This window comes from Mycolicibacterium sp. Y3 (assembly GCF_051188035.1).
Lineage (GTDB): Bacteria > Actinomycetota > Actinomycetes > Mycobacteriales > Mycobacteriaceae > Mycobacterium > Mycobacterium fluoranthenivorans.
In genome coordinates this window covers 290,077-313,466 of sequence record NZ_JAVQLT010000001.1, presented here as the reverse complement: position 1 = coordinate 313,466, position 23,390 = coordinate 290,077, and the positions used below count along the sequence as shown (strand labels likewise).

The following is a 23,390-nucleotide window of genomic DNA, read 5'->3' as shown; positions in this document are numbered from 1 at the left end:
GCTGTGACAAGTGATGCAGTTGTAAAGTTATGTGGTTGTGGCATGCTGCCCCGGCCGGCGCCGTGCGGCACAGTAGGGTTGCTGCCGTGATCGACCTGAAGCTGCTGCGTGACGAACCCGACCGGGTACGTGCGTCACAACGAGCCCGTGGCGAGGATCCGGGCCTGGTGGACGCGCTGCTGGAAGCGGATACCGCCCGCCGTTCCGCCATCTCCGCCGCGGACAACCTGCGCGCCGAACAGAAGGCGGCGAGCAAGTCGGTGGGCAAGGCCTCTCCGGAGGAGCGCCCCGCCCTGCTGGCGCGGGCCAAGGGACTCGCCGAGGCCGTCAAGTCCGCCGAAGCCGCCCAGGCCGACGCCGAGGCCACCTTCACCGCCGCCCACCTGGCCGTCGCCAACGTCATCGTCGACGGCGTGCCCGCCGGCGGTGAGGACAACTTCGTCGTGCTGGACGTGGTGGGTGAGCCGCGGACCCTGCCGGATCCCAAGGACCACCTGGAACTCGGTGAGGCGCTGGGCCTGATCGACATGGAGCGCGGCGCCAAGGTGTCGGGATCGCGCTTCTACTTCCTAACCGGTCAGGGCGCACTGCTGCAGCTCGGTCTGCTGCAGCTGGCCGTCAAGCTGGCGACCGCCAACGGTTTCACCCTGATGATCCCGCCGGTGCTGGTGCGTCCGGAGGTGATGGCGGGCACCGGATTCCTCGGTTCCCATGCCGACGAGATCTACCGGCTCGAGGAAGACGACCTGTACCTGGTGGGCACCTCCGAGGTGCCGCTGGCGGGCTATCACGCCGACGAGATCCTGGACCTGTCCGAGGGCCCGAAGCGTTATGCCGGGTGGTCGTCGTGCTTCCGCCGCGAGGCGGGGAGCTACGGCAAGGACACCCGGGGCATCATCCGCGTGCACCAGTTCGACAAGGTCGAGGCGTTCGTCTACTGCAAGCCGCAGGACGCCGAGGCCGAACACCAGCGGCTGCTGGGCTGGCAGCGCGAGATGCTGGCCGCCATCGAGGTGCCCTACCGTGTGATCGACGTCGCCGCAGGCGATCTCGGCTCCTCGGCAGCGCGCAAGTACGACTGCGAGGCCTGGGTTCCCACCCAGGGGACCTACCGCGAACTCACCTCCACCTCGAACTGCTCGACGTTCCAGGCCCGCCGGTTGTCCACCCGCTACCGCGACGACGACGGCAAGCCGCAGATCGCCGCGACACTCAACGGCACGCTGGCGACCACCCGCTGGCTGGTCGCCATCCTGGAGAACCATCAGCAGCCCGACGGCAGTGTGCGGGTGCCCGCCGCGCTGGTGCCCTATCTCGGTACGGAGGTCCTGACACCATGATCGAACTCGACGACGCGGAGCTGCGGAACTGGTTCGGCTTCGGAGTGGCGGGCAATTTCGCCGGACACCTCGAACAAGCCGGGGAGGCAGCGGATTTCGTCAACGTCAAGTCCGAGGGCCCAGCCCCCAAGGGCATCTTTCCCTGGTACGCACCGGGATACGACGGCTTCCTGGGCGAGTTCCCGCTGTCGCACGACACGATCGTGTTGCCCGCCAGTGAGACCCCGCTGAACCTCCAGATCGAACCCGAGGTCGGACTGGCGTGTGAGGTGCGCTGGCAGGGCGACACCGTCACCTCGCTCGTGCCGTTCGCGCTCGGCGCGTTCAACGACTGCTCGATCCGGCGGCCCAACGCGCCGAAGATCAGCCACAAGAAGAACTGGGGCCCAGCGTCCAAAGGCGTGGCGCGCGAGTTCTTCGACGTCAGCGACCTCACCCCGGACGGCCCGACCGCGACGTTGCGGTTGGTGTGCTACCTCAATTCCGCCGACGGACAAGAACACGAGTACGGGGTGGACAGCCCGCTGCTGGGCTATTCCTACTACGGCGAAGTGCTGCTGGACTGGATCACCGAACGGCTGGCCAACCAGAAGGGTTCGCCGGACACCCCACTGGAGGACGTCGGCGCTCTGATGGTCGCGTCGGGTCACCCCGAGCGGGTGCTCATCGGGATCGGTGCGACGCGCTACACCGCGCTGGGTGAGTCGACCTTCCTCAAGCCCGGCGACGAGGCGGTGGTACGGGTGTATGACACCGCGTCGGATGAGTTCTCCGAACTGCGGCAGAAGGTTTCGGGCAGCAGCTAGTCGCGGCTGAGCAGCTCGTCCAGCACCGCCAGGAACTCCCTGGCCCGCAACGGCGTGAACGCGGGGCTCGGCCGGGTGCCGGGCACGTCGAGCACCACCAGGGTGGACTTGATGGGCCGCCACACGTCCAGGGGGAGCCAGCGGCGCGGATCGTCCGACGGCCCCCAGATCCGGAACCGGTCGAACGCCAGCCCCATGGTCTCGGCTTTGTAACCCCGGATCGACTGCAGCGGAATGATCTTCGATGTACCCGACGGGAAGTGATAGCGGCGCAGCGTCAGAGCCTGGCGATCCAGCTGGATCAGCCCGTCGTCATACGACACCGCCGTCGTCATGACCGTCTCGCGCTCCTGAGCTGGTGGCCCTTGGCCGTCAGGCAGCGGCCGTTCTCCAGGTTCCACTGCCAGCCGTGCAGATTGCAGGTCAGCGTGGAGCCTTCCACCACACCGAATTTCGACAGGTCGGCCTTGAGGTGCGGACACCGGCGCTGGATCTCCCAGCCGTCCAGCGTGGTCGAGGCGCTGTCGTCGTGGGCCTCGGCGAACCAGCCGTCTGCATAGGCGATCCGCTCATCGGTGAGGCACTTGAAGAACGTGTAGAGATACTCGTTGTATCCGCCGACCCGCCAGGCTTTGAACCGGGTGGACAGGAAGATGGTGTTCACCCAGTCGGGTTCGTGATCGCGGACCACGGTACGCACCAACTGGGCCGGTATCTCGAAACCGTAACGGAACTTCTCATCCGGAACAGGCTCGCGCACAGCACGTTTGGGGAAGTCGAGAACGACAGTCTCCGGCCCCAGGCGCAGTTCGACGGGGTATCCGATACCGTCGCAGATCTGATCGGACTGGATCATGATCGGTTCGAACAGCGCGCGCAGCGGCTCCAGCAGCGACTCGCCCTCGGCCGGCGCCCACCCCGCCTTCTCGGCGGCCAGCACGGGCGCCATCCGTTGCGCGTAGTCCTCGATGTAGGCGGCCTTACCGGTGGTGAAGATGCTGTCCGGATCGTCGACCGGATGCGTCAGCGAATCCAGTTGGGAGCCGGTGAAATCCGCTACGGAGCCGGGGATCATCAGCAGTCCGCCGTCGTGTCCGTGGCTGCGCATCTGGTCCAGGAACACGATCTGATCCGGGAAGATGTTGGCCGGGTCGCCGTGATCGTCGTTGAGATCCCGCAATTCCGGATCCAGGAAACAGGGTGGCCCTGCCGAGGGCACCACCCAGGTCGCCCCGACCTGGGCGATGTACTGGCGGCAACGGTCCATCTGGCGCTGCCGCTTCTGGATGCCGAACGCCTCCTTGGCCCGGGCCGGCATGTCGTAGACCATCGGGTACCAGATGGCGCCGGAGTACTGCAGCATGTGCACGTCGACATGACCGAACTGGGCCAGGACGTCCAACTCCACCGGCCGGGCGTCGTTCATGTTGAAAACCGTCGTGACGCCGTCTGACACCACCAGGCCCGAGTCCCCGATCGGGCCGTCGGCGGGGGCCCGCAGCGCGATGATCATCACGTCCAGGTCACCCTTGGGGCCGGTCACGGTGTGCTTCACCGAATCGGTGGTCTCGACGAAGGTGTGGAAACCGAGGGCCTCCAGCTCGCGGCGCAGATCCGGCACCGGGAAGTCGGGCAACAGCACCACCGCGTCCTTGTTGACGTGGTCGCGCAGGTTGACCGGATCGAAATGGTCTTTGTGCAGGTGGCTGACGTAGAGGTAGTCGCAGTCCCCGAGCGCATCCCAGTCCAGGGCGCTGTTGTCGGGGAACGGGAACCAGGAGGCGAAGTACGCCGGATTGACCCAGGGGTCGCACAAGATGCTGCCTGCTGCCGTGTCAATCCGGAAGCCTGCGTGCCCCACGTTCGTGACCTGCACAAATACCCTTTCGCATGGTTGCCGTCGTGCCATATCAGGGTAACCGGCGCAGCGTGGCCCGCGCGCCAGAGACCAAGGCGCATGAACACCGGTGGCGACCGGCACTAGGCTGTCCAGTGTGGAGCCGGTATACGGAACTGTCATCCAAGCCGCCCGCCTCATCTGGCGGTTACAGGGCCTGAAGTTCACCGTGACCGGGGTCGAACACCTCCCGGTGACCGGCGGCGCGGTCATCGCGATCAACCACACCAGCTATTTCGATTTCACCTTCGCCGGGTTACCCGCCTACCTGCAGCACCGCGGCCGCAAGGTCCGGTTCATGGCCAAGAAGGAAGTCTTCGACTCCAAGGTCAGCGGCCCGATCATGCGCAGCCTGCGCCATATCGAGGTGGACCGGGACAGCGGTGCCGACTCGTTCACCGCCGCCTGCCAGGCCCTCAAGGCCGGCGAACTGGTCGGGGTGTACCCCGAGGCCACCATCAGCCGCAGTTTCGAGATCAAGGACTTCAAGTCGGGCGCCGCCCGGATGGCCATCGCGGCGGACGTGCCGATCATCCCGCATATCGTCTGGGGTGCTCAGCGCATCTGGACCAAGGGGCACCCGAAGAAGATGTGGCGGCCCAAGGTGCCCATCACCGTGGCTGTCGGTGAACCCATCTACCCGACGTTGCCGGCCGCCGAGCTGACCGCTCTGCTGCACTCCCGGATGCAGCATCTGCTGGAGCGGGTGCAGGACTCCTACGGGGAGCATCCGGCCGGAGAGTTCTGGGTGCCGCACCGTCTCGGTGGCGGCGCGCCGACGCTGGCCGAGGCCAACCGGATGGATGCCGAAGAGGCAGCGGAGAAGGCGGCCCGACGGGCCCAGCGCACCGGTGAGGCGCCGGAGTAGCGCCTATGGAGCCGGTCTTTCGTTCCCTCGAAATCGCAGGGAAGACGGCAATGCGCGTCACCGGCACCAGGCTGGACTTCCAGGGGCTGGAGCACCTTCCCGGCACGGGTGGCGCGGTCGTCGCGATCAACCACACCAGCTATGTCGATTTCCTGCCGGCAGCCCTGGCCGCGACGGCCCGCAAGCGGCGGATGCGGTTCATGATCAAGGCCGAGATGCAGGACGTGCGGGGTGTGAACTTCCTGATCAAGCACGCGGGCACCATCCCGGTGGACCGCAGTGCCGGCGGTGAGGCGTACCCGGTGGCCGTCGCGCGGCTGCGCGCCGGTGAGCTCGTCGGGGTGTATCCGGAGGCCACCATCAGCCGTAGCTTCGAGCTGAAGGACTTCAAGACGGGGGCGGCGCGGATGGCCCTGGATGCCCAGGTGCCGATCGTTCCGCTGGTCGTGTGGGGCGTGCATCGGATATGGACGAAGGATCATCCGAAGGCGTTGGGCCGCAACAAGATCCCGGTGACGGTGGCGCTCGGCCCGGCGCTTCCCGCCGAGGGGGCCGTGGACCGGCTGATGACCGAGCTGCGCCAGGCCATGGGAGCACTGCTCTACAAGGTGCAGGACGCCTACCCGCAGCCCCCGGGGGCATACTGGGTGCCCCGTCGCCTCGGCGGCGGGGCGCCGACACCTGAGGAGGCCAAGCGCCTCGACGAGGCCGAGCTCGCCGAGCGCGGCCGTAACCAGCTGGGGAACCACTGAATGCTGCCTACTCTGATCGCCACGGATGTCGACGGCACGCTGCTCGACGGAGACGAACACGTCACCGCCCGGACGCGGGCCGCGGTGCATGCCGCGGTCGACGCCGGAACCCATTTCGTGCTGGCCACCGGCCGTCCACCGCGGTGGGTGCCCCCGGTCGTGGAGGAACTGGGCTTCGCACCGATGGCCGTCTGCGCCAACGGCGCGGTGATCTACGACTCCGCCAACGACCGGATCGTGTCGGCGCGCACCCTGTCCGCGGAACTGCTCACGACACTGGCCGATATCGCCACCCGGGTCATTCCGGGTGCCGGGCTGGCCGTGGAGCGGGTGGGGCGCAGCGCGCACGACGCGGCGACCCCGCAGTTCGTCAGCTCCCCCGGATACGAGCATGCGTGGCTGAATCCGGACAACACCGAGGTGTCCCTCGAGGACCTGCTCAGCGCGCCCGCGGTGAAGCTGCTGATTCGCAAGGCGGGCGCGCGCAGTGCGGATATGGCCGCGGCGCTGGCCCCGCATATCGGGATCGAGGGCGATCTGACCTACTCCACCAACAACGGCCTGATCGAGGTGATGCCGATCGGCATCAGCAAGGCCTCAGGTATCGAGGAGGTGGCCCGGCCCCTGGGGATCGCCGCCGAGGACGCGGTGACCTTCGGCGATATGCCCAACGATGTGCCGATGCTGCGCTGGGCGGGACTCGGTGTGGCCATGGGCAACGCGCATCCGGATGCGCTGGCCGCCGCCAACGAGGTCACCACCACGAATGCCGATGACGGGGTGGCGCGGGTGCTCGAACGCTGGTGGATGTGACTCGACTGCGCGTCAGCGCGGGTCGATCGGAGTGAACCGCTCCATCTGAATCGGGGAGTGGTTCGGTGCGGGCAGCTTCAGCGGAACGCCGTCGGTGACCCGGGTGACGGCACCGGTCTCACGGTCGAAGTTCAACGTCCCGTGCTGGAAGTTCTGCACGATCCACTGTGGTTCGTTGATCTCACCGCTGGTGGGCAGCCCGAGCGCGCCGCGCTCGAAACCCAGTGCACCCCAGGCGTCGTAGATGGCCCCGGTCACGGGCTGTGCGCCGCTGACCGGGGACCAGTACATGGCTCCCCGGTCGAAGGTCACATAGCGGGCATCGCCGTTGCCGGCGGCTTCCGGTGAGGTGGGCATGCCGAGCGGCCCCTTGTCCGCGCCCATCGCCTGCCATTTGGCGAAGATCGCCCCGCCGCGCAGGGTGTCGACCAGGTCGGCGGGTCCGGCGGGCCGGTTGAACCGCGCGGCGATATCGCGCAGCACGGGCATCAGCGCGTACGCGGCGTTACCCGGGCAGTCGGTGTTGCCGACATCGCGATGGGTGAAGATCGTGGGCAGGTTCTCCACGGCACCCGCCGCGAACTTGGTGAAGTCGCCGCCGGCCGAGGTCAGCGTCACGGTGCCGAGCGGGTCGACGTGATCGAGCCCGAGTCGCCAGCCCAGCAGGCGGCCCACGGTCCGCAACTGAATCGGGGTGGGCGGTACGACGTCGAAGTCGCCGAGCATCGCCACACCCCAGGTGTCGGTGTTGAACCCGCCGGTGTGTGCGCCCTGGACGGGCCGGTCCATTCCGCCTGCGCGGCCCTCGAACACCTGCCCGTACTTGTCGACCAGCGCGTTGTAGGCGATATCGCACCAGCCCAGCGTGCGGGCGTGGTACTCGTAGATGGACCGAACGATAGCCGCGGAATCCTCGGGCAGATAGTCGTTACTGCCGGCGGTGTGATGTACCACGCCGGCGCGCACGCCCTGGTCGTAGATGGGAGCGCCGCATTTCATCGATTCGTCGGCACCCCACTGCGCGCGGCTGATGATGTTCGGCGGCTGGCCGGGGATGGTCGCGGCGGCGGCCGGCGGGTTGAACTGCACGTCGATGGGCGCTTTGGGCGGGCTGATCAGGACCGCGTTGACGTTCTGGGGCAGTGGTTGCTCGACATTGACCGGGATGTAGCCGAGGCCGGCGTGGGTGGCCGGCGGGGCGGCCGGCTGCCGGCGCACCGCGATCTGCACAGTGGTGGTGCGGCCGACGAACACCGGTTCGGTGCCGTGGGTGGTCTTGTCCTGTGGCCCGACGCCGTCCAGGGCCTCGGCGTCGTACCAGGGCCCCCATGAGCCGTCCGGTTGTCTGGCCCGCACGCGCGCGGTGGTGCCGTCCAGGTCGTCGGCGGTGATGGCGACCATGGAGAACGGGGTGTCCTGGTGTACCTCCCGGATGGTCTCACCGGCCGAGTCGCCCGTGCCCAGCCCGCCCAGTGGCTGCTGGCTGATGACGACGGGGGGCGGACCGGGATTCTCGGGGACGCCGTTGACCGCCCACGGCAGGATGACCACCGTGCCCACGACTGCCGATAACAGCAGCGAAGGTGCAGGACGACGACGCGACACGTCCCGAATGTTACGTATGAGTCCAGTGTTACCAGAGTTTCGACACGATACGAATTCCGCTCACCACACAACGGCACCGCAGAGCCGGGAAGGCTTCTGCGGTGCCGTTCGGTGACAGGCTTGTACGGGTCAGGCGCCGGCGCCCGAGGCGACCTGGGCAATGGCTGCCGGAGCCGCAGTCAGGGCCGGGGCCGCGGCTGCGGCGGGAGCGGCTGCCGCGGCGGCCGGGGCAGCCTGCTTGATGGCCGACTGGATGGCCGGCATCACCATGCCCTTGAGCAGGTCGATGGCCTGCCCGGCGCCGAGCTGATTCGCCGCACTGCTGAGGTCGCCGATCAGCCCGCCGCTTCCGCTGGCTGCGGCCGGGGCGCCGAGGCCGAGGCCCGGATCGCCGCCCAGGATCGGGTAGGTGCCCGCGGCGGGGTCCAATCCGATCGGCACCTCACCCGGAGCGCCGAGGCCGGTGGTCCCCAGGCCGGTCGTACCCAGACCTGGGGCACCCAGACCGGTGGTGCCCAGACCCGCGGGGCTGGCCAGGCTCGGCGACGTGAGGCCCGGGGTCGCGCCGGTCAGGGCCGGGTTGGTGTTGAGCGGATCGGTGAGCGAGGTGGGGCTCAGCGACGGGGTGGTCGCATTGATCGGCGGCACACTGAGCCCGGGAGCCAGCGGCGAGGTCGACCCCGCCGCGGGCACACCCAGGCCGGTGGCTCCCGCGGGTGACGTGAGACCGGGGGTGCTCAGGCCGGCGGTGCCAAGCCCGGGTGACAACGGCGAGGTCAGACCGGTGGCGCCCAGACCAGGTGAGGTCAGCGTCGGGCTCGCTGCCGGCGAGCCGGTCAGCATGCCGGTCGGCATCGGAGGCAGGTTGATCCCGAACTGCGACAGGCCCTGGGACAGGGCTGACATCAGCTCGCCCGGGAGGTCGGTGACCAGGGCGGCCTGGACGAACTGCCGATGCTGGGGCTGATCGTTCTTGGCGGGTAGTTCTGAGAGTGCAGCTATGGCAACTGGACTTGCGACGGCCAGGGCGGCGACTGCGCTCATGGCTGTCGAGAGCTTGCGTCGACGTCGGTTCGGCACGGAAGTCTCCTCAATACATGGACTACGTGTGAGCGGTGTGTGTTCGGTGCAGCGTCGGCGACGTTCCCTTTCTGAAGGTCCTGTGCCTTGCCATCAGCTCCGAAAACGTCGTCTTCCAACGTGATCGATGGTACTGGTGTGACTACTGGGTCTAGAGTGACGATATTGAATTGTGAGCGAATTGCGACCTGCCGCGAATGTGGGCGGGGCCGCCTCAGAGGGCCTCCCCGCGCCCGCGCCGTCACACGTTTCGGGCGGCCGAGGGCCGGTCGGATACCCTTGCTGCCGATGACCGATCAATCTGCCCGGGTCGATGCACGCCCTTCCACCGGTCGTTACGACCTCCTCGTTGTGGGTTCGGGCTTCTTCGGCCTCACCATCGCCGAACGCGCCGCGACACAACTGGACAAGCGGGTCCTGGTGGTCGAACGCCGGCCCCATCTCGGCGGTAACGCCTATTCGGAGCCCGAACCGGAGACCGGTATCGAGATCCACAAGTACGGTGCCCACCTCTTCCACACCAGCAACAAGCGGGTGTGGGACTACGTGCGACAGTTCACCGACTTCACGGGCTACCAGCATCGGGTGTACGCGCTGCACAAGGGCCAGGCCTACCAGTTCCCGCTGGGTCTGGGGCTGGTGTCGCAGTTCTTCGGCCGGTACTTCTCCCCGGACGAGGCCCGCGCCCTGATCGCCGAGCAGGCCGCCGAGATCAAGACCGAGGACGCACAGAACCTCGAAGAGAAGGCCATCTCGCTGATCGGCCGCCCGCTCTACGAGGCGTTCGTCAAGGGCTACACCGCCAAGCAGTGGCAGACCGATCCCGCCGAGCTGCCCGCCGCGGTGATCAACCGGTTGCCGATGCGCTACACCTTCGACAACCGCTACTTCAACGACACCTACGAGGGCCTGCCCGCCGACGGCTACACGGCCTGGCTGAAGAATATGGCCGCCGACGACCGGATCGAGGTGCGGCTGGACACCGACTGGTTCGACGTCCGTGAAGAACTCCGCGCTGCGTCCCCGCAGGCGCCGGTGGTGTACACCGGCCCCCTGGACCGCTACTTCGACTATGCCGACGGCCGGCTCGGCTGGCGCACGCTCGATTTCGAGACCGAGGTGCTGCCGACCGGAGATTTCCAGGGCACGCCCGTCATGAATTACAACGACATCGACGTGCCGTTCACCCGCATCCACGAGTTCCGGCACTTCCATCCCGAACGCGACTACCCGACCGACAAGACGGTCATCATGCGGGAGTACTCCCGCTTCGCCGAGAACGACGACGAACCGTACTACCCGATCAACACCGAAGCCGACCGGGCGTTGCTGGCCGGCTATCGCGACCGGGCCCGGGCCGAAACCGCGGCCGCCGCGGTGCTGTTCGGTGGTCGCCTGGGCACCTATCAGTACCTCGACATGCACATGGCCATCGCCAGTGCGCTGAACATGTACGACAACATCCTGGCTCCGCACCTGCGCGACGGCGCGCCGCTGCCGGCCTCAGACGAAAGCAGTACAGCATGAGCGACATCCCCTCCGGTGCACTCGACGGCGCCGAGTCGCGGGCGGTCAGCCTGCTCTCGCGGGTGATCCTGCCGCGGCCCGGTGAACCACTCGATGTGCGCAAGCTCTACATCGAGGAGTCGGCCACCAACGCGCGCCGGGCGCACGCCCCGACCCGCACCACGCTGGAGATCGGCCCCGAATCGGAGGTGTCGTTCGCCACCTACTTCAACGCCTTCCCGGCCAGCTACTGGCGGCGCTGGTCGATCCTGGAGTCGGTGGTGCTGCGGGTCGAGATTACCGGCAGCGCCCGCATCGACCTGTACCGGTCCAAGGCGACCGGTGCGCGAATCACGGTGGGCGGCACGGAGATATCCGACAGTGGTGGCCTGACTCCGGCGGTGGCCGAATTCGAGATCGAACTGGATCCGTTCGAGGACGGCGGCTGGATCTGGTTCGACATCACCACCGACACCGCGGTGACGGTGCGCAGTGCGGGCTGGTACGCCCCGGTGCCGGCACCCGGGAGGGCCGACATCGCCCTGGGGATCCCGACCTTCAACCGGCCGTCGGACTGTGTCAACGCCTTGGCGGCGCTGACCTCGGATCCGTTGGTGGATCAGGTGATCAGCGCGGTCATCGTCTCCGATCAAGGCACCAAGAAGGCCAAGGACCATCCCGACTTCGCCGCGGCCGCCGCCGGCCTCGGCAACCGGCTCACGATTCACGACCAGCCCAACCTCGGCGGCTCCGGTGGCTACAGCCGCGTCATGTACGAGGCGCTGAAGAACACCGACTGCGAACAGATCCTGTTCATGGACGACGACATCCGCATCGAGCCCGACTCGATCCTGCGGGCGCTGGCGTTCAACCGCTTCGCCAAGACCCCGACGCTGGTCGGCGGCCAGATGCTCAACCTGCAGGAACCGTCGCATCTGCACGTGATGGGCGAGATGGTCGACCAGGCGAACTTCATGTGGAGTGGCGCCGTCAACACCGAGTACGACCACAACTTCGCCAAGTACCCGCTCAACGACGAAGAGGAATACCGCAGCCGTCTGCTGCACCGCCGCATCGACGTCGACTTCAACGGCTGGTGGATGTGCATGATCCCGCGCAGCGTCGCCGAGGAACTCGGCCAGCCGGTCCCGCTGTTCATCAAGTGGGACGACGTGGAGTACGGGCTGCGCGCCGGCGAGCACGGCTATCCGACCGTCACGCTCCCCGGTGCGGCCATCTGGCACATGGCCTGGAGCGACAAGGACGACGCCATCGACTGGCAGGCGTACTTCCACCTGCGCAACCGGTTGGTCGTCGCCGCCATGCACTGGGACGGTGGCATCGCCGGGCTGATCGGAAGCCACCTCAAGGCGACGATCAAACACCTTCTCTGCCTTGAATATTCGACCGTGGCCATCCAGAACAAGGCAATGGACGACTTCCTGGCCGGACCCGAGCACATCTTCTCCATCCTGGAGTCCGCGCTGCCTGACGTGCGTGCGATGCGCACCCAGTTCCCGGATGCGGTGGTGTTGCCCAGTGCCACCACGCTGCCCACCCCGTCGGACAAGAAGTGGCGCAAGAAGGTGGCGATCCCCACCAGCCCGCTGTCGATCTCGTGGCGGCTGGCCCGCGGGGTGGTGCACCAGCTCAAGGCGCACGACCCGGCGCATCACGTCCGTCCGCAGGTCAACGTCGCCACCCAAGACGCCCGCTGGTTCTCGCTGTGCAAGGTCGACGGTGTCACGGTCACCACCGCCGACGGCCGCGGTGTGGTGTACCGGCAGCGGGACCGCGAGAAGATGTTCGAGCTGATGCGCGAGTCGGTGAAGCGCCAGGCGCTGCTGGCCCGCAAGTTCAACCGGATGCGCAAGGTGTACCGCGCCGCGCTGCCGGAGCTGACCAGCACCCAGCGGTGGGAGAACGTGCTGCTGGCCTCCGCACCGGATCCCGCTCCGTCCCTGGAAAAGGCCTGATGTGGCAGGCGATCTGACGCGCGAGGAGACCGCGCTGGTGGTGGTCCAGGCCGCACTGGCCGGGCGGCCGGGGGTTCCCGGCACCGCGCGCGCCCTTTCGCATTTCGGTGAGCACAGCGCGGGCTGGGTGGGCGTCGCCGCGCTGGGTGCGGTACTGCAACCGCAACGCAGGCGGGCCTGGCTGACCGTGGGCCTCGGCGCCTTCGCCGCCCATGCGGCCGCGGTGGTGATCAAGCGGGTGGTGAAGCGCGAACGTCCGCATCACCCCGCGATCGCGGTGAACGTCGCCACGCCGAGCAGGCTCAGCTTCCCGTCGGCGCATGCCACCTCGACCACCGCGGCCGCCATCCTGATCGGCCGGGCGACCGGTTCGCGGCTGCCCTGGCTGCTGATCCCGCCGATGGCGTTGTCGCGCTTGGTTCTCGGGGTGCACTACCCGACGGACGTTCTCACCGGAGCGGTGGTCGGTGTGGTGACCGCGAAGACGGTGGGGGCGATCTCAGACAACTGGGGCGAAGGAGTCGTGCAGTGAGTGAAGAAGCGCCGGCATCGACCCTGGGCCCGCCGAAGAACCTCTTTGCCGGGGTGATCAAGGCGATCCGTCCGCGGCAATGGGTGAAGAACGTACTCGTGCTGGTGGCACCACTGGCTGCGCTCGGCACCGATGTGCACTACGACTACCGCTTCTTGGCCGCCCGCGTGGCGGTGGCGTTTGTGGTGTTCTCGATGGCGGCCTCTTGCATCTACCTGATCAACGACGCCCGCGATATCGAGGCCGACCGCCAACACCCGACCAAACGATTCCGCCCGATCGCGGCCGGAGTGGTGCCGGTTCCGTTGGCCTATGGTCTGGCCGTCGTGCTGGGCGCGGCCGCCCTCACGATCTCCTATCTGGTCAGCCACAATCTCGCGGTTGTCATCGCGGTGTACATCGGTATCCAGCTGGCGTATTGCTTCGGCCTGAAACATCAAGCGGTGCTGGATATCTGCATCGTGTCATCGGCCTATCTGATCCGAGCCATCGCGGGCGGCGCAGCCACCAATATCCAACTGTCCCAATGGTTCCTGCTGGTGTTCGCCTTCGGGTCGTTGTTCATGGCCGCGGGTAAGCGGTACGCAGAGCTTCAGCTTGCCGAGCGCACCGGTGCCAAGATCCGCAAATCGCTGGAGAGCTACACCAGTTCCTATCTCCGTTTCGTTTGGACGCTCTCGGCGACCGCCGTGGTGTTGTGTTACGGCCTGTTCGCCTTCGAACGCGATGGCGGTTCGGCGTCGTGGTGGGCCGTGTCGATCATCCCGTTCACCATCGCGATCCTGCGGTACGCCGTCGATATCGACGGCGGCGACGCGGGTGAACCCGAGGACATCGCGCTGGGCGACCGCGTGCTGCAACTGCTCGCGTTGGCGTTGATCGGAACAGTCGGTGCCGCTGTCTACTTCGGCTGACCGTATCGGCCGCGCCATCGCGACCAGCCTCTCGGGCTGGCCGTCCTTCCGGTACAGCGCGTCGGTGCGGATCAGCCTGTGGCTGTCGGTGGCGGTGGTCGCCGCGCTCTTCGGCTGGGGTGCGTGGCAACGACGCTGGATCGCCGACGACGGCTTGATCGTGTTGCGTACCGTGCGGAATCTGTTGGCGGGCAACGGGCCGGTCTTCAATGCCGGGGAACGGGTGGAGTCCAACACCTCCACCCTGTGGACGTACCTGATCTACGGCGTCAGCTGGATCAGTGGCCCGGTGCGGCTGGAGTACGTGGCGCTGACGCTCGCCCTGGTGTTCTCGGTCGCCGGGGTGGTGATGCTGATGCTGGGCACCGGCCGGCTGTACGCACCCGGCCTGGTGGGCCGCCACGCCGTGTTGTTGCCGGCCGGTGCGCTCATCTACATCGCGATTCCGCCGGCCCGCGACTTCGCCACCTCGGGCCTGGAAAACGGTTTGGTGCTGGCCTATATCGGCCTGCTGTGGTGGTTGATGGTGTGCTGGTCGCAGGCGGCGCGCCTGCCCGCGCCGCGGCGCCAGGGCGCGGTGTTCCTCGGCGCACTCGCCTTCGTCGCGGGACTGTCCGTGCTGGTGCGCCCGGAACTCGCGCTGCTCGGCGGCGCCGCGCTGGTGATGTTGCTGGTGGCCGAACGCGGCTGGCGGCGCAGGATTCTGATCGTCGCGGCTGGTGGCGCACTTCCGGTGGGCTATCAGGTCTTTCGCATGGGCTATTACGCTCTTGCGGTTCCGCAGACCGCCATCGCCAAGGACGCGACGGGCTCGAAGTGGGCGCAGGGTTTTCAGTATCTGGCCAATTTCAACAGCCCCTACCTGCTCTGGGTGCCTCTGGTCCTGTCGGTACTGCTCGCCGTGGTGTTGCTGCGCGGTAAGTCGCACCCCTGGAAGATCCAGCCGGTCGAGTCCCTGCCGTCGGCCGCCGGACCGGGCCGGCTGGCGCGCATCGTCCAGAGTCCGGCCGCGGTGGTCGTGTTCATCGTGGTGAGCGGACTGCTGCAGGCCGTGTACTGGATACGCCAGGGCGGCGATTTCATGCACGGGCGGGTGCTTCTGACGGCACTGTTCTGTGTGCTCGCCCCGATCTCGGTGATCCCGGTCCGGGTGCCCGATGAGGCCCGGGTCAGCCGGCAGACCGGCTACCTGCTGGCCGGCGCGACCAGCGTGCTGTGGCTGTCGATTGCGGGATGGTCACTGTGGGCGGCGAATTCGCCCGGGATGGGCGCCGACGCCACCAGGGTCACCTACTCCGGCATCGTCGACGAGCGGCGGTTCTATGCGCAGGCCACCGGCCACGCGCACCCCCTGACCGCGGCCGACTACCTGGACTATCCACGGATGCGCGCGGTGCTGACCGCGATCAACAACACCCCCGACGGCGCCCTGTTGCTGCCGTCCGGCGACTACGACCGGTGGGATGTGGTGCCCGCCATCCCGCCGCCGGCGGACAAGCCGTACCGAAATGGTGAAACAGGCCCGCACACAGTCTTTTTCACCAATATGGGCATGTTGGGAATGAACGTCGGTCTCGATGTCCGGGTGATCGACCAGATCGGCCTGGTCAACACCTTGGCCGCGCACACCGCCCGCCTCGAGGACGCGCGCATCGGCCACGACAAGAACCTGTTCCCGGACTGGGCGGTCGCGGAAGGCCCGTTCCTCAAGGAGCGCCCCTACATCCCGGCCTACCTGGACGAGGATTGGATCGCCCAGGCCGAGGTTGCGCTGACGTGTCCGGAGACCCACGTGATCCTGAACTCCGTGCGCGGGAATCTGACGCCGCGGTTGTTCTTGTCCAACCTCACCCATGCGCTGCAGTTCGGCAGCTATCGGATCGACCGCGTTCCGCTCTATGAGCTGTACCGATGCGGTCTGGCGACCCCGCCGCCCAAGGCGCTGCCGTACACCGGAATGCCTGCCGCGGGGCCTTAGGGTTTTGCGGGTCGCGTAACGCCCCGGCTATGTTGTGGCGATAGACGAAGCGTGGTGGCATCCGGCCTGTGCTGGCGCCCCCGCACCGAGATCCCGACCTTGAAATGCGAAGCATCGCATTGCCTGTGAAGCGGAATGGATGAACGACGCATGCGTAGGACCACTTGTGTGAGGCTGATCACAGCACCGCTGCGCGCGGCTGCTGTGATGGTTGTCACTGTGGTGGCCGCGCTGGCGCTGCCGCTGCCCGCTGCCCAGGCGTTCTCCCGTGAGGGTCTGCCGGTCGAGTACCTGGACGTGTTCTCCACGGCGATGAACCGGAACATCCGAGTCGAGTTCCAGGGGGCCGGAGGCGCGCCGGCGCCGACATCAGGTCAGGCTCCGCCCAGCAGCCGTGCCGTCTACCTCCTCGACGGCCTGCGCGCCCAGGACGATTACAACGGCTGGGATATCAACACCGCCGCGTTCGAATGGTTCTACGGCTCCGGCGTCTCGGTCGTGATGCCGGTCGGCGGGCAGTCCAGCTTCTACAGCGACTGGTACTCGCCGTCGACCTTCAACAGCCAGGGCTACACCTACAAGTGGGAGACCTTCCTGACTCAGGAGCTGCCGCAGTTCCTGGCAGCCAACAAGCAGGTCTCCACCTCCCGCAACGGCGTGGTCGGACTGTCGATGGCGGGCGGAGCCGCACTGATCCTGGCCGCCTACCATCCGCAGCAGTTCAGCTATGCCGCTTCGCTGTCCGGGTTCCTCAACCCGTCGACGGTTTTCATGAAGCAGGCAATCCGGGTCGCCATGCTCGACGCCGGTGGGTACAACGTCGACAACATGTGGGGCCCGCCCTGGGATCCCGCATGGAAGCGCAACGATCCGGTCGAGCAGGTCGGCAGGCTCGTGGCCAACGGCACGCGGCTGTGGATCTACTGCGCCCCGGGCGGGTCGACCCCGCTCGACGAGAACGCCGACCCCGGGCAGAAGCTCAACGCCGACAGCCTGGAAGGTCTGGCGATCGGCAGCAACAAGCGGTTCCAGGATCGCTACACCGCTGCCGGCGGCCGCAATGCGACCTTCCAGTTCCCGCCGTCCGGGAACCATTCGTGGGCCTACTGGGGTGCCCAATTACAGGCTCTCAAACCCGATCTGATCGCGACCCTGAACGGCTGATGGGGCGACCGGACAGGACTTTCGAGGAAGAGAGAGACACCCAGACTTGTGGTTGACTACATGGGCAATGCGGCCCGGACCGGCGCACACCGACCGGGTGCGGCACACGACAGAATGGATAGGTAAGCAGTGATGAGTTTCGTTGGGAAGATTCGCGGCGCCACGCGCCGAGTGGTGGTCGCGGCAGCTGCTGCCGCGGTACTGCCCGGTTTGGTCGGCGTTGTCGGAGGCTCGGCGACTGCTGGTGCCTTCTCGCGGCCGGGTCTGCCGGTCGAGTACCTGGATGTCCCGTCGGCCGGTATGGGCCGCGACATCCGTGTCCAGTTCCAGAGCGGTGGCGCCAACTCGCCGGCCGTCTACATGCTCGACGGCCTGCGCGCGCAGGATGACTTCAACGGCTGGGACATCAACACCGCCGCCTTCGAGTGGTACAACGGCTCGGGCATCTCGATGGTGATGCCGGTCGGTGGCCAGTCCAGCTTCTACTCCGACTGGTACAAGCCGGCCTGCGGCAAGTCCGGTTGCACCACCTACAAGTGGGAGACCTTCCTGACCTCGGAGCTGCCCGCGTGGCTGCAGACCAACCGTCAGGTGAAGCCGACCGGTGGCGCCGCCGTCGGTCTGTCGATGGCAGGTTCGGCGGCCATGACGCTGGCGATCTACCACCCGCAGCAGTTCATCTACGCCGGCTCGATGTCGGGCTTCCTGAACCTGTCCGAGGGCTGGTGGCCGTTCCTGGTGAACATCTCGATGGGTGACGCCGGTGGCTACAAGGCCGACGACATGTGGGGCAAGACCGGCGACGCCGGGAACGCCTGGAAGCGCAACGACCCGTTCGTGAACATCAACCAGCTGATCGCCAACAACACCCGGCTCTGGGTGTACTGCGGTAACGGCACCCCGTCGGAACTCAGCGGCGGCGCCAGCGCGGGCAACCTGTTCAACGCGAAGTTCCTCGAAGGCTTGACCATCCGCACCAACAAGACCTTCCGGGACACCTACATCGCCAACGGTGGCACCAACGCCGTGTTCAACTTCCCGGAGAACGGTGTGCACGACTGGCCGTACTGGGGCCAGCAGCTGCAGGCCATGAAGCCGGACATGCAGCGCGTGCTGGGCGCGGTGCCGACCGCCTGACCCGCGGCACAGCAACAACCTGAAGTCTGACGGCGGTGACCCCTCGGGGGCACCGCCGTCAGTCGTTTTCAAAGCAGTGGACTGCGGTGATGTGGTTCACTACAACGCGGCGGTGGGGAGATTCGGTGACTTCGATGAGGTGGGATATGCGGCTGGGCAAGCGAAGCGACGGGGAATTCACCCGGGGCGAGCGAAGCGACGGGAAATCCACCCTGCAGTCGGCGATCCGCAAGACGGTGCAGGTGACATGCGCGGCGTTGCTGGCGCTGGGGCTGTGGTCGACGGCAGGGGCCCCGGCCAACGCGGCCGGGATCGAGTACCTCCAGGTGCCGTCGGCCGCCATGGGCCGCGACATCCCGGTGGCCTTTCAAGCCGGCGGTCCGCACGCGGTCTACCTCCTCGACGCGTTCAACGCCGCACCCGATGTGAGCAACTGGGTCAATGCCGGCGCGTTCAACACCCTGGCCGGTAAGGGCATCTCGGTGGCTGCCCCGGCCGGTGGTGCGTTCAGCATGTACACGAACTGGGAGCAGGACGGCAGCAAGCAGTGGGAGACGTTCCTGTCTCAGGAGCTGCCGGACTGGCTGGCCGCCAACAAGGGCCTGGCCCCGACCGGGCACGGTGTCGTGGGCGCGGCCCAGGGCGGCACCGCGGCGCTGACGCTGGCGGAGTTCCACCCGGACCGGTTCCGCTATGCCGGCTCGATGTCGGGCTTCCTGACGGTCGGCAACACCTTCCTCAACGGTGCGATCACCGCGGGTATGGCGCAGTTCGGTGGGGTCAACACCCAGGACATGTGGGGCCCGGCGCAGTTCGGGCGGTGGAAGTGGCACGACCCGGACGCCCACGTGCAGCTGCTGGCGGATAACAACACCCGGATCTGGGTGTTCAGCCCGCAGACCCTGACCTGCAGCGATCCAGCCGCGATGATCGGCTATTGCGATCAGGCCCAGGGCAGCAACCGGGCGTTCTACTCGCACTATCGCAGCCTCGGCGGCCGTAACGGGCACTTCGACTTCCCGACCGGTGGCCAGCACGACTGGAGCAGCTGGGGTCCGCAACTGGCGGCCCTGTCCGGCGATCTCTCGGCCGCCATCCGCTAAGTCGGGACGAGCGCAACCGCGGGAAATATCACATCACGGCATCGTCTCGGCCCGGGGGGACGCGCTGGACAGCCGGTACCGTGGAACCGTGCAGCGTAACCACCGGTGGACTGCGGGTCTGGCAAAGCGACCCGCGCTGGTGTTGACCCCGCTGATGCTGGCCTCCACCGCGGCGGCGGTGTGCGGATGTTCGTTCAGCGACGATGTCATCACGACCATCGGGCTGCCGTCTTCCCAGTCCGCCGGGCCGTCGGACGGGCTGGCGGACATCGCCCCGCCGGCCGCCAGCGCGGCCGGTGGCTACCACGAGCACATGCCGATGTCCCATCAGCAGCAGTCCTATCTGGACGCGCTGGGCACGGCCGGCGTGCACCCCTCCGACGAGATCATCGCGCTGACCATCGGGTCCTACGTGTGTCAGGCACGGGCGGCCAAGCAGACCGATCAAGCGGTATGGGACTTCGTCGTGCCGCTGGTCCGGGCGGATGTCCGTGAGGCGCATGTGAGTTCGACGGCCCCGCCGACGGGTGAGGTCGACTCTGTCACCGCCGACTACATTCGCATCGCGACCGAACAGCTCTGCTGACCGCTTCCCGCGGGCATGACAGCAGCGCTCGGGCAACCCAGCTGAACCGAGGAGCTCATCAACTATGGCGAACAACCGCAAACGCCACCGGATTCTCGCGGTGGCCGCGGCCGGGGCGGTTGCCGTCCTGGTGGCGGTGATCGTCGCCGCACTCGTGGTCTGGCTGCGCCAGCCGGAGCATCCGCCGCTGGCCACGCCGCCGACGGCGCCGCCCACCGCGGTCCCGACCACGGGTCCCTCGCCGAGCAAACCGCGCCCGGAGTTCCAGGACGCCAGTTGCCCGGATGTGTTCGTGCTGTCCATTCCCGGCACCTGGGAATCCTCACCGGTGCTCGACCCGAACAACCCGGTGCAGTTCCCGGCCGCGCTGTTGCTCAATGTCACCAACCCGCTGCTGCAGCAGTTCGGCCCAGACCGGATCCAGGTCTACACGGTCCCCTACACCGCGCAGTTCCATAACCCGTTCGCCGCGGACGGTCAGATGTCCTACAACGACTCCCGCACCGAGGGCACCAAGAAGGCGGTCCAGGCACTGACCGATATGAACAACCGCTGCCCGCTGAGCAGCTATGTGATCGTCGGATTCTCCCAGGGCGCGGTCATCGGCGGCGATATCGCCAGCGATATCGGCAATGGCCGCGGCCCGGTCGACCAGGACCTGGTGCTGGGCGTGACGCTGATCGCCGACGGCCGGCGCCAGGACAACGTCGGTCAGAGCCTGCCCGCGAATCCGCCGGGGCAGGGTGCGGAGATCACCCTGCACGAACTGCCGATGCTGTCCGCGCTGGGGTTGTCGATGACCGGCCCGCGCGACGGGGGTTTCGGAGCGCTCAACGACCGCACGTACCAGATCTGTGGGAACGGCGACCTGATCTGCGCCGCCCCCGAGCAGGCGTTCTCCGTCGGAAATCTGCCCGCGACGCTGCAGACCCTGCTGGGCAGCACGGCGGGGCCGGTGCACGCGCTCTACAACACCCCCCAGTTCTGGAGCCTGGACGGCCAGACAGCCACCCAGTGGACCGAGCAGTGGGCCCGCAACCTGCTGGACAACGCGCCACACCCCAAACACGGCTGATCTGTTCGATCTCCCGTGGCTTCGCCCCCGGGAACCCGACTCGCCGGTAACCAGATTTGGCCTGCGAGAATCGGTCCCCTAACATTAAGAGAAAACTAAGAGCGGCGGGCGGGCGTCGAGGGGTGGGAACAGGGCGTCCCGGTACGATCGCCGGGGCTCGCGACGACCGTGCGAAGAGTGTGCAGTGACAGGAGAATTTGATGCCGTTCCATAACCCGTTCATCAAGGACGGTCAGATCAAGTTCCCTGATGGCGCCAGTATCGTCTCGCACGTCGAGCGCTGGGCCAAGGTCCGCGGCGACAAGCTCGCCTACCGGTTCCTGGACTACTCCACCGAGCGCGACGGTGTCGCCCGCGACCTCACCTGGGCCCAGTTCAGTGCCCGCAACAAGGCCGTCGCGGCCCGGTTGCAGCAGGTCACCCAACTCGGTGACCGCGTCGCGATCCTCTGCCCGCAGAACCTGGACTACCTCGTCGCCTTCTTCGGCGCGCTCTACGCCGGACGCATCGCGGTGCCGCTGTTCGATCCGTCGGAGCCCGGGCACGTCGGACGCCTGCACGCCGTCCTGGACAACTGCAGCCCGTCGGCCATCCTGACCACCACCGAGGCCGCCGAGGGTGTGCGCAAGTTCTTCCGCAGCCGGCCGGCGAACCAGCGGCCCCGGGTCATCGCGGTGGATGCCGTGCCCGACGACGTCGCCGTCACCTGGGAAGAGGTGACGGCCACCGAAGAGACCATCGCCTACCTGCAGTACACCTCGGGTTCGACGCGCATCCCCACCGGTGTGCAGATCACCCATCTGAACCTGGCCACCAACGTCCTGCAGGTGGTCGAGGCCCTGGAAGGCGAGGAAGGCGATCGCGGCCTGTCCTGGCTGCCGTTCTTCCACGACATGGGGCTGATCACCGCGCTGATCGCCCCGATGATCGGCCACTACTTCACCTTCATGACGCCGGCGGCCTTCGTGCGCCGGCCCGAGCGCTGGATCCGGGAGATGGGCTTCAAGCCCGATGACACCGGCGGTGTCATCTCGGTGGCCCCCAACTTCGCCTTCGATCACGCCGCCGCTCGCGGTGTGCCGAAAGAGGGCGACGCGCCGGTCGACCTCTCCCATGTCAAGGCGGTCCTCAACGGCAGCGAGCCCATCTCGGCGGCCACCGTGCGCCGGTTCAACGAGGCCTTCGCGCCCTTCGGCTTCCCGCCCAAGGCCATCAAGCCGTCCTACGGCCTGGCCGAGGCCACCCTGTTCGTGTCCACCACCCCGGCCGCCGAAGAACCCAAGATCATCAACGTCGACCGCGATGCGCTGAACACCGGTCGCATCGTCGAGGTGGACGCGGACTCGCCCAAGGCGGTGGCGCAGGCCTCGGCAGGCAAGGTCGGCATCTCCGAATGGGCCGTCATCGTGGATGCGGAATCCGCCACGGAGCTGCCCGACGGCCAGATCGGTGAGATCTGGATCAGCGGCCAGAACATGGGTACCGGTTACTGGGGTAAGCCGGAGGAGACCCGCGAGATCTTCCAGAACACCCTCAAATCGCGGACCAGCCCCTCGCACGCCGAAGGCGCCGCGGATGACGCGACCTGGGTGCGCACCGGTGACTTCGGCGCGTTCTACGACGGTGACCTCTACATCACCGGCCGCGTCAAGGACCTGGTCATCATCGACGGCCGCAACCACTACCCGCAGGACCTGGAGTACTCGGCGCAGGAATCCACCAAGGCGCTGCGTACGGGGTTCGTGGCGGCTTTCTCGGTGCCGGCGAACCAACTGCCTGCCGAGGTGTTCGAAAACACCCACGCCGGCCTGAAATTCGATCCGGAGGACACCTCCGAACAGCTTGTCATCGTGGGCGAACGTGCGCCGGGCTCGCACAAGCTCGACCTGGGCCCGGTCGTCGACGATATCCGCGCCGCCATCGCCGTCCGGCACGGCGTGACGGTGCGCGATGTGCTGCTGACACCGGCAGGTGCCATCCCGCGTACCTCGAGCGGCAAGATCGGCCGTCGCGCATGCCGCGCCGGTTACCTCGACGGCAGCCTGCGCAGCGGCAAGACCGCCAACGACTTCCCGGACGAAACGGACTGAACCCCGCACACATCCGGCCCCTCAACCAGGCCGCACGGCGGCGAAAGTGAATGAAAATGACTGACACTGGCGAGAACTCGCAGACTTCAGAATCCAACGCCGTAGCCGGAGCGGCTTCGGTGCCTGATGTCGCCGCCGGCGCGGCTCCGGCCCCAGATGTCGCCGCCG

20 protein-coding genes are annotated in these 23,390 nt (G+C 67.3%); 16 read left to right on the top strand and 4 right to left on the bottom strand.

Annotated features, from left to right (window positions below; translation table 11 throughout):
• Positions 1–86: 86 nt before the first annotated feature.
• Complete coding sequence (gene serS, locus QN239_RS01470) at positions 87–1,340, top strand: serine--tRNA ligase (RefSeq protein ID WP_499007829.1); 1,254 nt, start codon at positions 87–89, stop codon at positions 1,338–1,340.
• The gene (locus QN239_RS01465) at positions 1,337–2,146 is read left to right on the top strand and encodes a DUF5718 family protein (RefSeq protein WP_499007827.1); all 810 of its coding nucleotides are present in this window, start codon (positions 1,337–1,339) and stop codon (positions 2,144–2,146) included. Before serS ends, QN239_RS01465 begins: the two co-directional genes overlap by 4 nt.
• Here QN239_RS01465 and QN239_RS01460 read toward each other — a convergent pair.
• Positions 2,143–2,481, bottom strand: coding sequence for a hypothetical protein (locus tag QN239_RS01460; protein ID WP_499007825.1), 339 nt, complete (start codon positions 2,479–2,481; stop codon positions 2,143–2,145). The genes QN239_RS01465 and QN239_RS01460 overlap by 4 nt on opposite strands.
• Entirely contained in the window at positions 2,478–4,022 is a 1,545-nt protein-coding gene (locus QN239_RS01455; RefSeq protein WP_499007824.1) for a Rieske 2Fe-2S domain-containing protein, read from the bottom strand. Before QN239_RS01455 ends, QN239_RS01460 begins: the two co-directional genes overlap by 4 nt.
• Positions 4,023–4,140: 118 nt before the next feature.
• Between QN239_RS01455 and QN239_RS01450 the strand changes: the two genes are divergently transcribed.
• The 3 genes from QN239_RS01450 to QN239_RS01440 are packed head-to-tail and all read left to right on the top strand — an operon-like array spanning position 4,141 to position 6,476.
• Positions 4,141–4,911 (top strand): lysophospholipid acyltransferase family protein, encoded by a 771-nt coding sequence (locus QN239_RS01450; protein WP_499007823.1) that lies wholly within the window; start codon positions 4,141–4,143, stop codon positions 4,909–4,911.
• A 5-nt stretch (positions 4,912–4,916) separates the two neighbouring features.
• Complete coding sequence (locus tag QN239_RS01445) at positions 4,917–5,663, top strand: lysophospholipid acyltransferase family protein (RefSeq protein ID WP_499007822.1); 747 nt, start codon at positions 4,917–4,919, stop codon at positions 5,661–5,663.
• Positions 5,664–6,476 carry an HAD family hydrolase gene (locus tag QN239_RS01440; RefSeq protein ID WP_499007821.1) on the top strand — a complete coding sequence of 271 codons (813 nt, stop codon included), beginning with the start codon at positions 5,664–5,666 and terminating at the stop codon, positions 6,474–6,476.
• Between the two features lie 12 nt (positions 6,477–6,488).
• On the opposite strand, the gene QN239_RS01435 is transcribed toward QN239_RS01440, so the two are convergent.
• Together QN239_RS01435 and QN239_RS01430 are read right to left on the bottom strand one after the other, a co-directional pair.
• Complete coding sequence (locus tag QN239_RS01435) at positions 6,489–8,081, bottom strand: N-acetylmuramoyl-L-alanine amidase (RefSeq protein WP_499007820.1); 1,593 nt, start codon at positions 8,079–8,081, stop codon at positions 6,489–6,491.
• A gap of 129 nt (positions 8,082–8,210) precedes the next feature.
• Positions 8,211–9,161 carry a hypothetical protein gene (locus QN239_RS01430; RefSeq protein ID WP_499007819.1) on the bottom strand — a complete coding sequence of 317 codons (951 nt, stop codon included), beginning with the start codon at positions 9,159–9,161 and terminating at the stop codon, positions 8,211–8,213.
• A 288-nt stretch (positions 9,162–9,449) separates the two neighbouring features.
• Between QN239_RS01430 and glf the strand changes: the two genes are divergently transcribed.
• The 11 genes from glf (at position 9,450) to fadD32 (ending at position 23,222) form a co-directional block, all read left to right on the top strand.
• A complete protein-coding gene (glf, locus tag QN239_RS01425) occupies positions 9,450–10,688 on the top strand; it encodes a UDP-galactopyranose mutase (RefSeq protein WP_499007818.1) in 1,239 nt (412 codons plus the stop codon).
• Positions 10,685–12,643 (top strand): glycosyltransferase, encoded by a 1,959-nt coding sequence (locus tag QN239_RS01420; RefSeq protein ID WP_499007817.1) that lies wholly within the window; start codon positions 10,685–10,687, stop codon positions 12,641–12,643. The genes glf and QN239_RS01420 overlap by 4 nt, the downstream gene beginning before the upstream one ends.
• 1 nt (position 12,644) lies before the next feature.
• Positions 12,645–13,175: a phosphatase PAP2 family protein gene (locus QN239_RS01415; protein WP_499007816.1), complete on the top strand. Its 531-nt coding sequence runs from the start codon at positions 12,645–12,647 to the stop codon at positions 13,173–13,175.
• A complete protein-coding gene (locus QN239_RS01410; protein WP_499007815.1) occupies positions 13,172–14,089 on the top strand; it encodes a decaprenyl-phosphate phosphoribosyltransferase in 918 nt (305 codons plus the stop codon). The genes QN239_RS01415 and QN239_RS01410 overlap by 4 nt, the downstream gene beginning before the upstream one ends.
• Positions 14,067–16,067: a terminal beta-(1->2)-arabinofuranosyltransferase gene (aftB, locus tag QN239_RS01405; RefSeq protein WP_499007814.1), complete on the top strand. Its 2,001-nt coding sequence runs from the start codon at positions 14,067–14,069 to the stop codon at positions 16,065–16,067. The genes QN239_RS01410 and aftB overlap by 23 nt, the downstream gene beginning before the upstream one ends.
• Before the next feature lie 150 nt (positions 16,068–16,217).
• Positions 16,218–17,231 (top strand): esterase family protein, encoded by a 1,014-nt coding sequence (locus tag QN239_RS01400; protein WP_499007812.1) that lies wholly within the window; start codon positions 16,218–16,220, stop codon positions 17,229–17,231.
• A 132-nt stretch (positions 17,232–17,363) separates the two neighbouring features.
• Positions 17,364–18,368, top strand: coding sequence for an esterase family protein (locus QN239_RS01395; RefSeq protein ID WP_499007810.1), 1,005 nt, complete (start codon positions 17,364–17,366; stop codon positions 18,366–18,368).
• A gap of 125 nt (positions 18,369–18,493) precedes the next feature.
• Entirely contained in the window at positions 18,494–19,471 is a 978-nt protein-coding gene (locus QN239_RS01390; protein WP_499007808.1) for an alpha/beta hydrolase-fold protein, read from the top strand.
• 88 nt (positions 19,472–19,559) lie between these two features.
• On the top strand, positions 19,560–20,057 hold the full coding sequence (locus tag QN239_RS01385; protein ID WP_499007806.1) for a DUF732 domain-containing protein: 498 nt from the start codon (positions 19,560–19,562) through the stop codon (positions 20,055–20,057).
• Between the two features lie 64 nt (positions 20,058–20,121).
• Positions 20,122–21,132, top strand: coding sequence for a carboxylesterase Culp6 (gene culp6, locus QN239_RS01380; protein ID WP_499007804.1), 1,011 nt, complete (start codon positions 20,122–20,124; stop codon positions 21,130–21,132).
• 200 nt (positions 21,133–21,332) lie between these two features.
• Entirely contained in the window at positions 21,333–23,222 is a 1,890-nt protein-coding gene (gene fadD32 / locus QN239_RS01375; RefSeq protein ID WP_499007803.1) for a long-chain-fatty-acid--AMP ligase FadD32, read from the top strand.
• Positions 23,223–23,390: the final 168 nt, after the last annotated feature.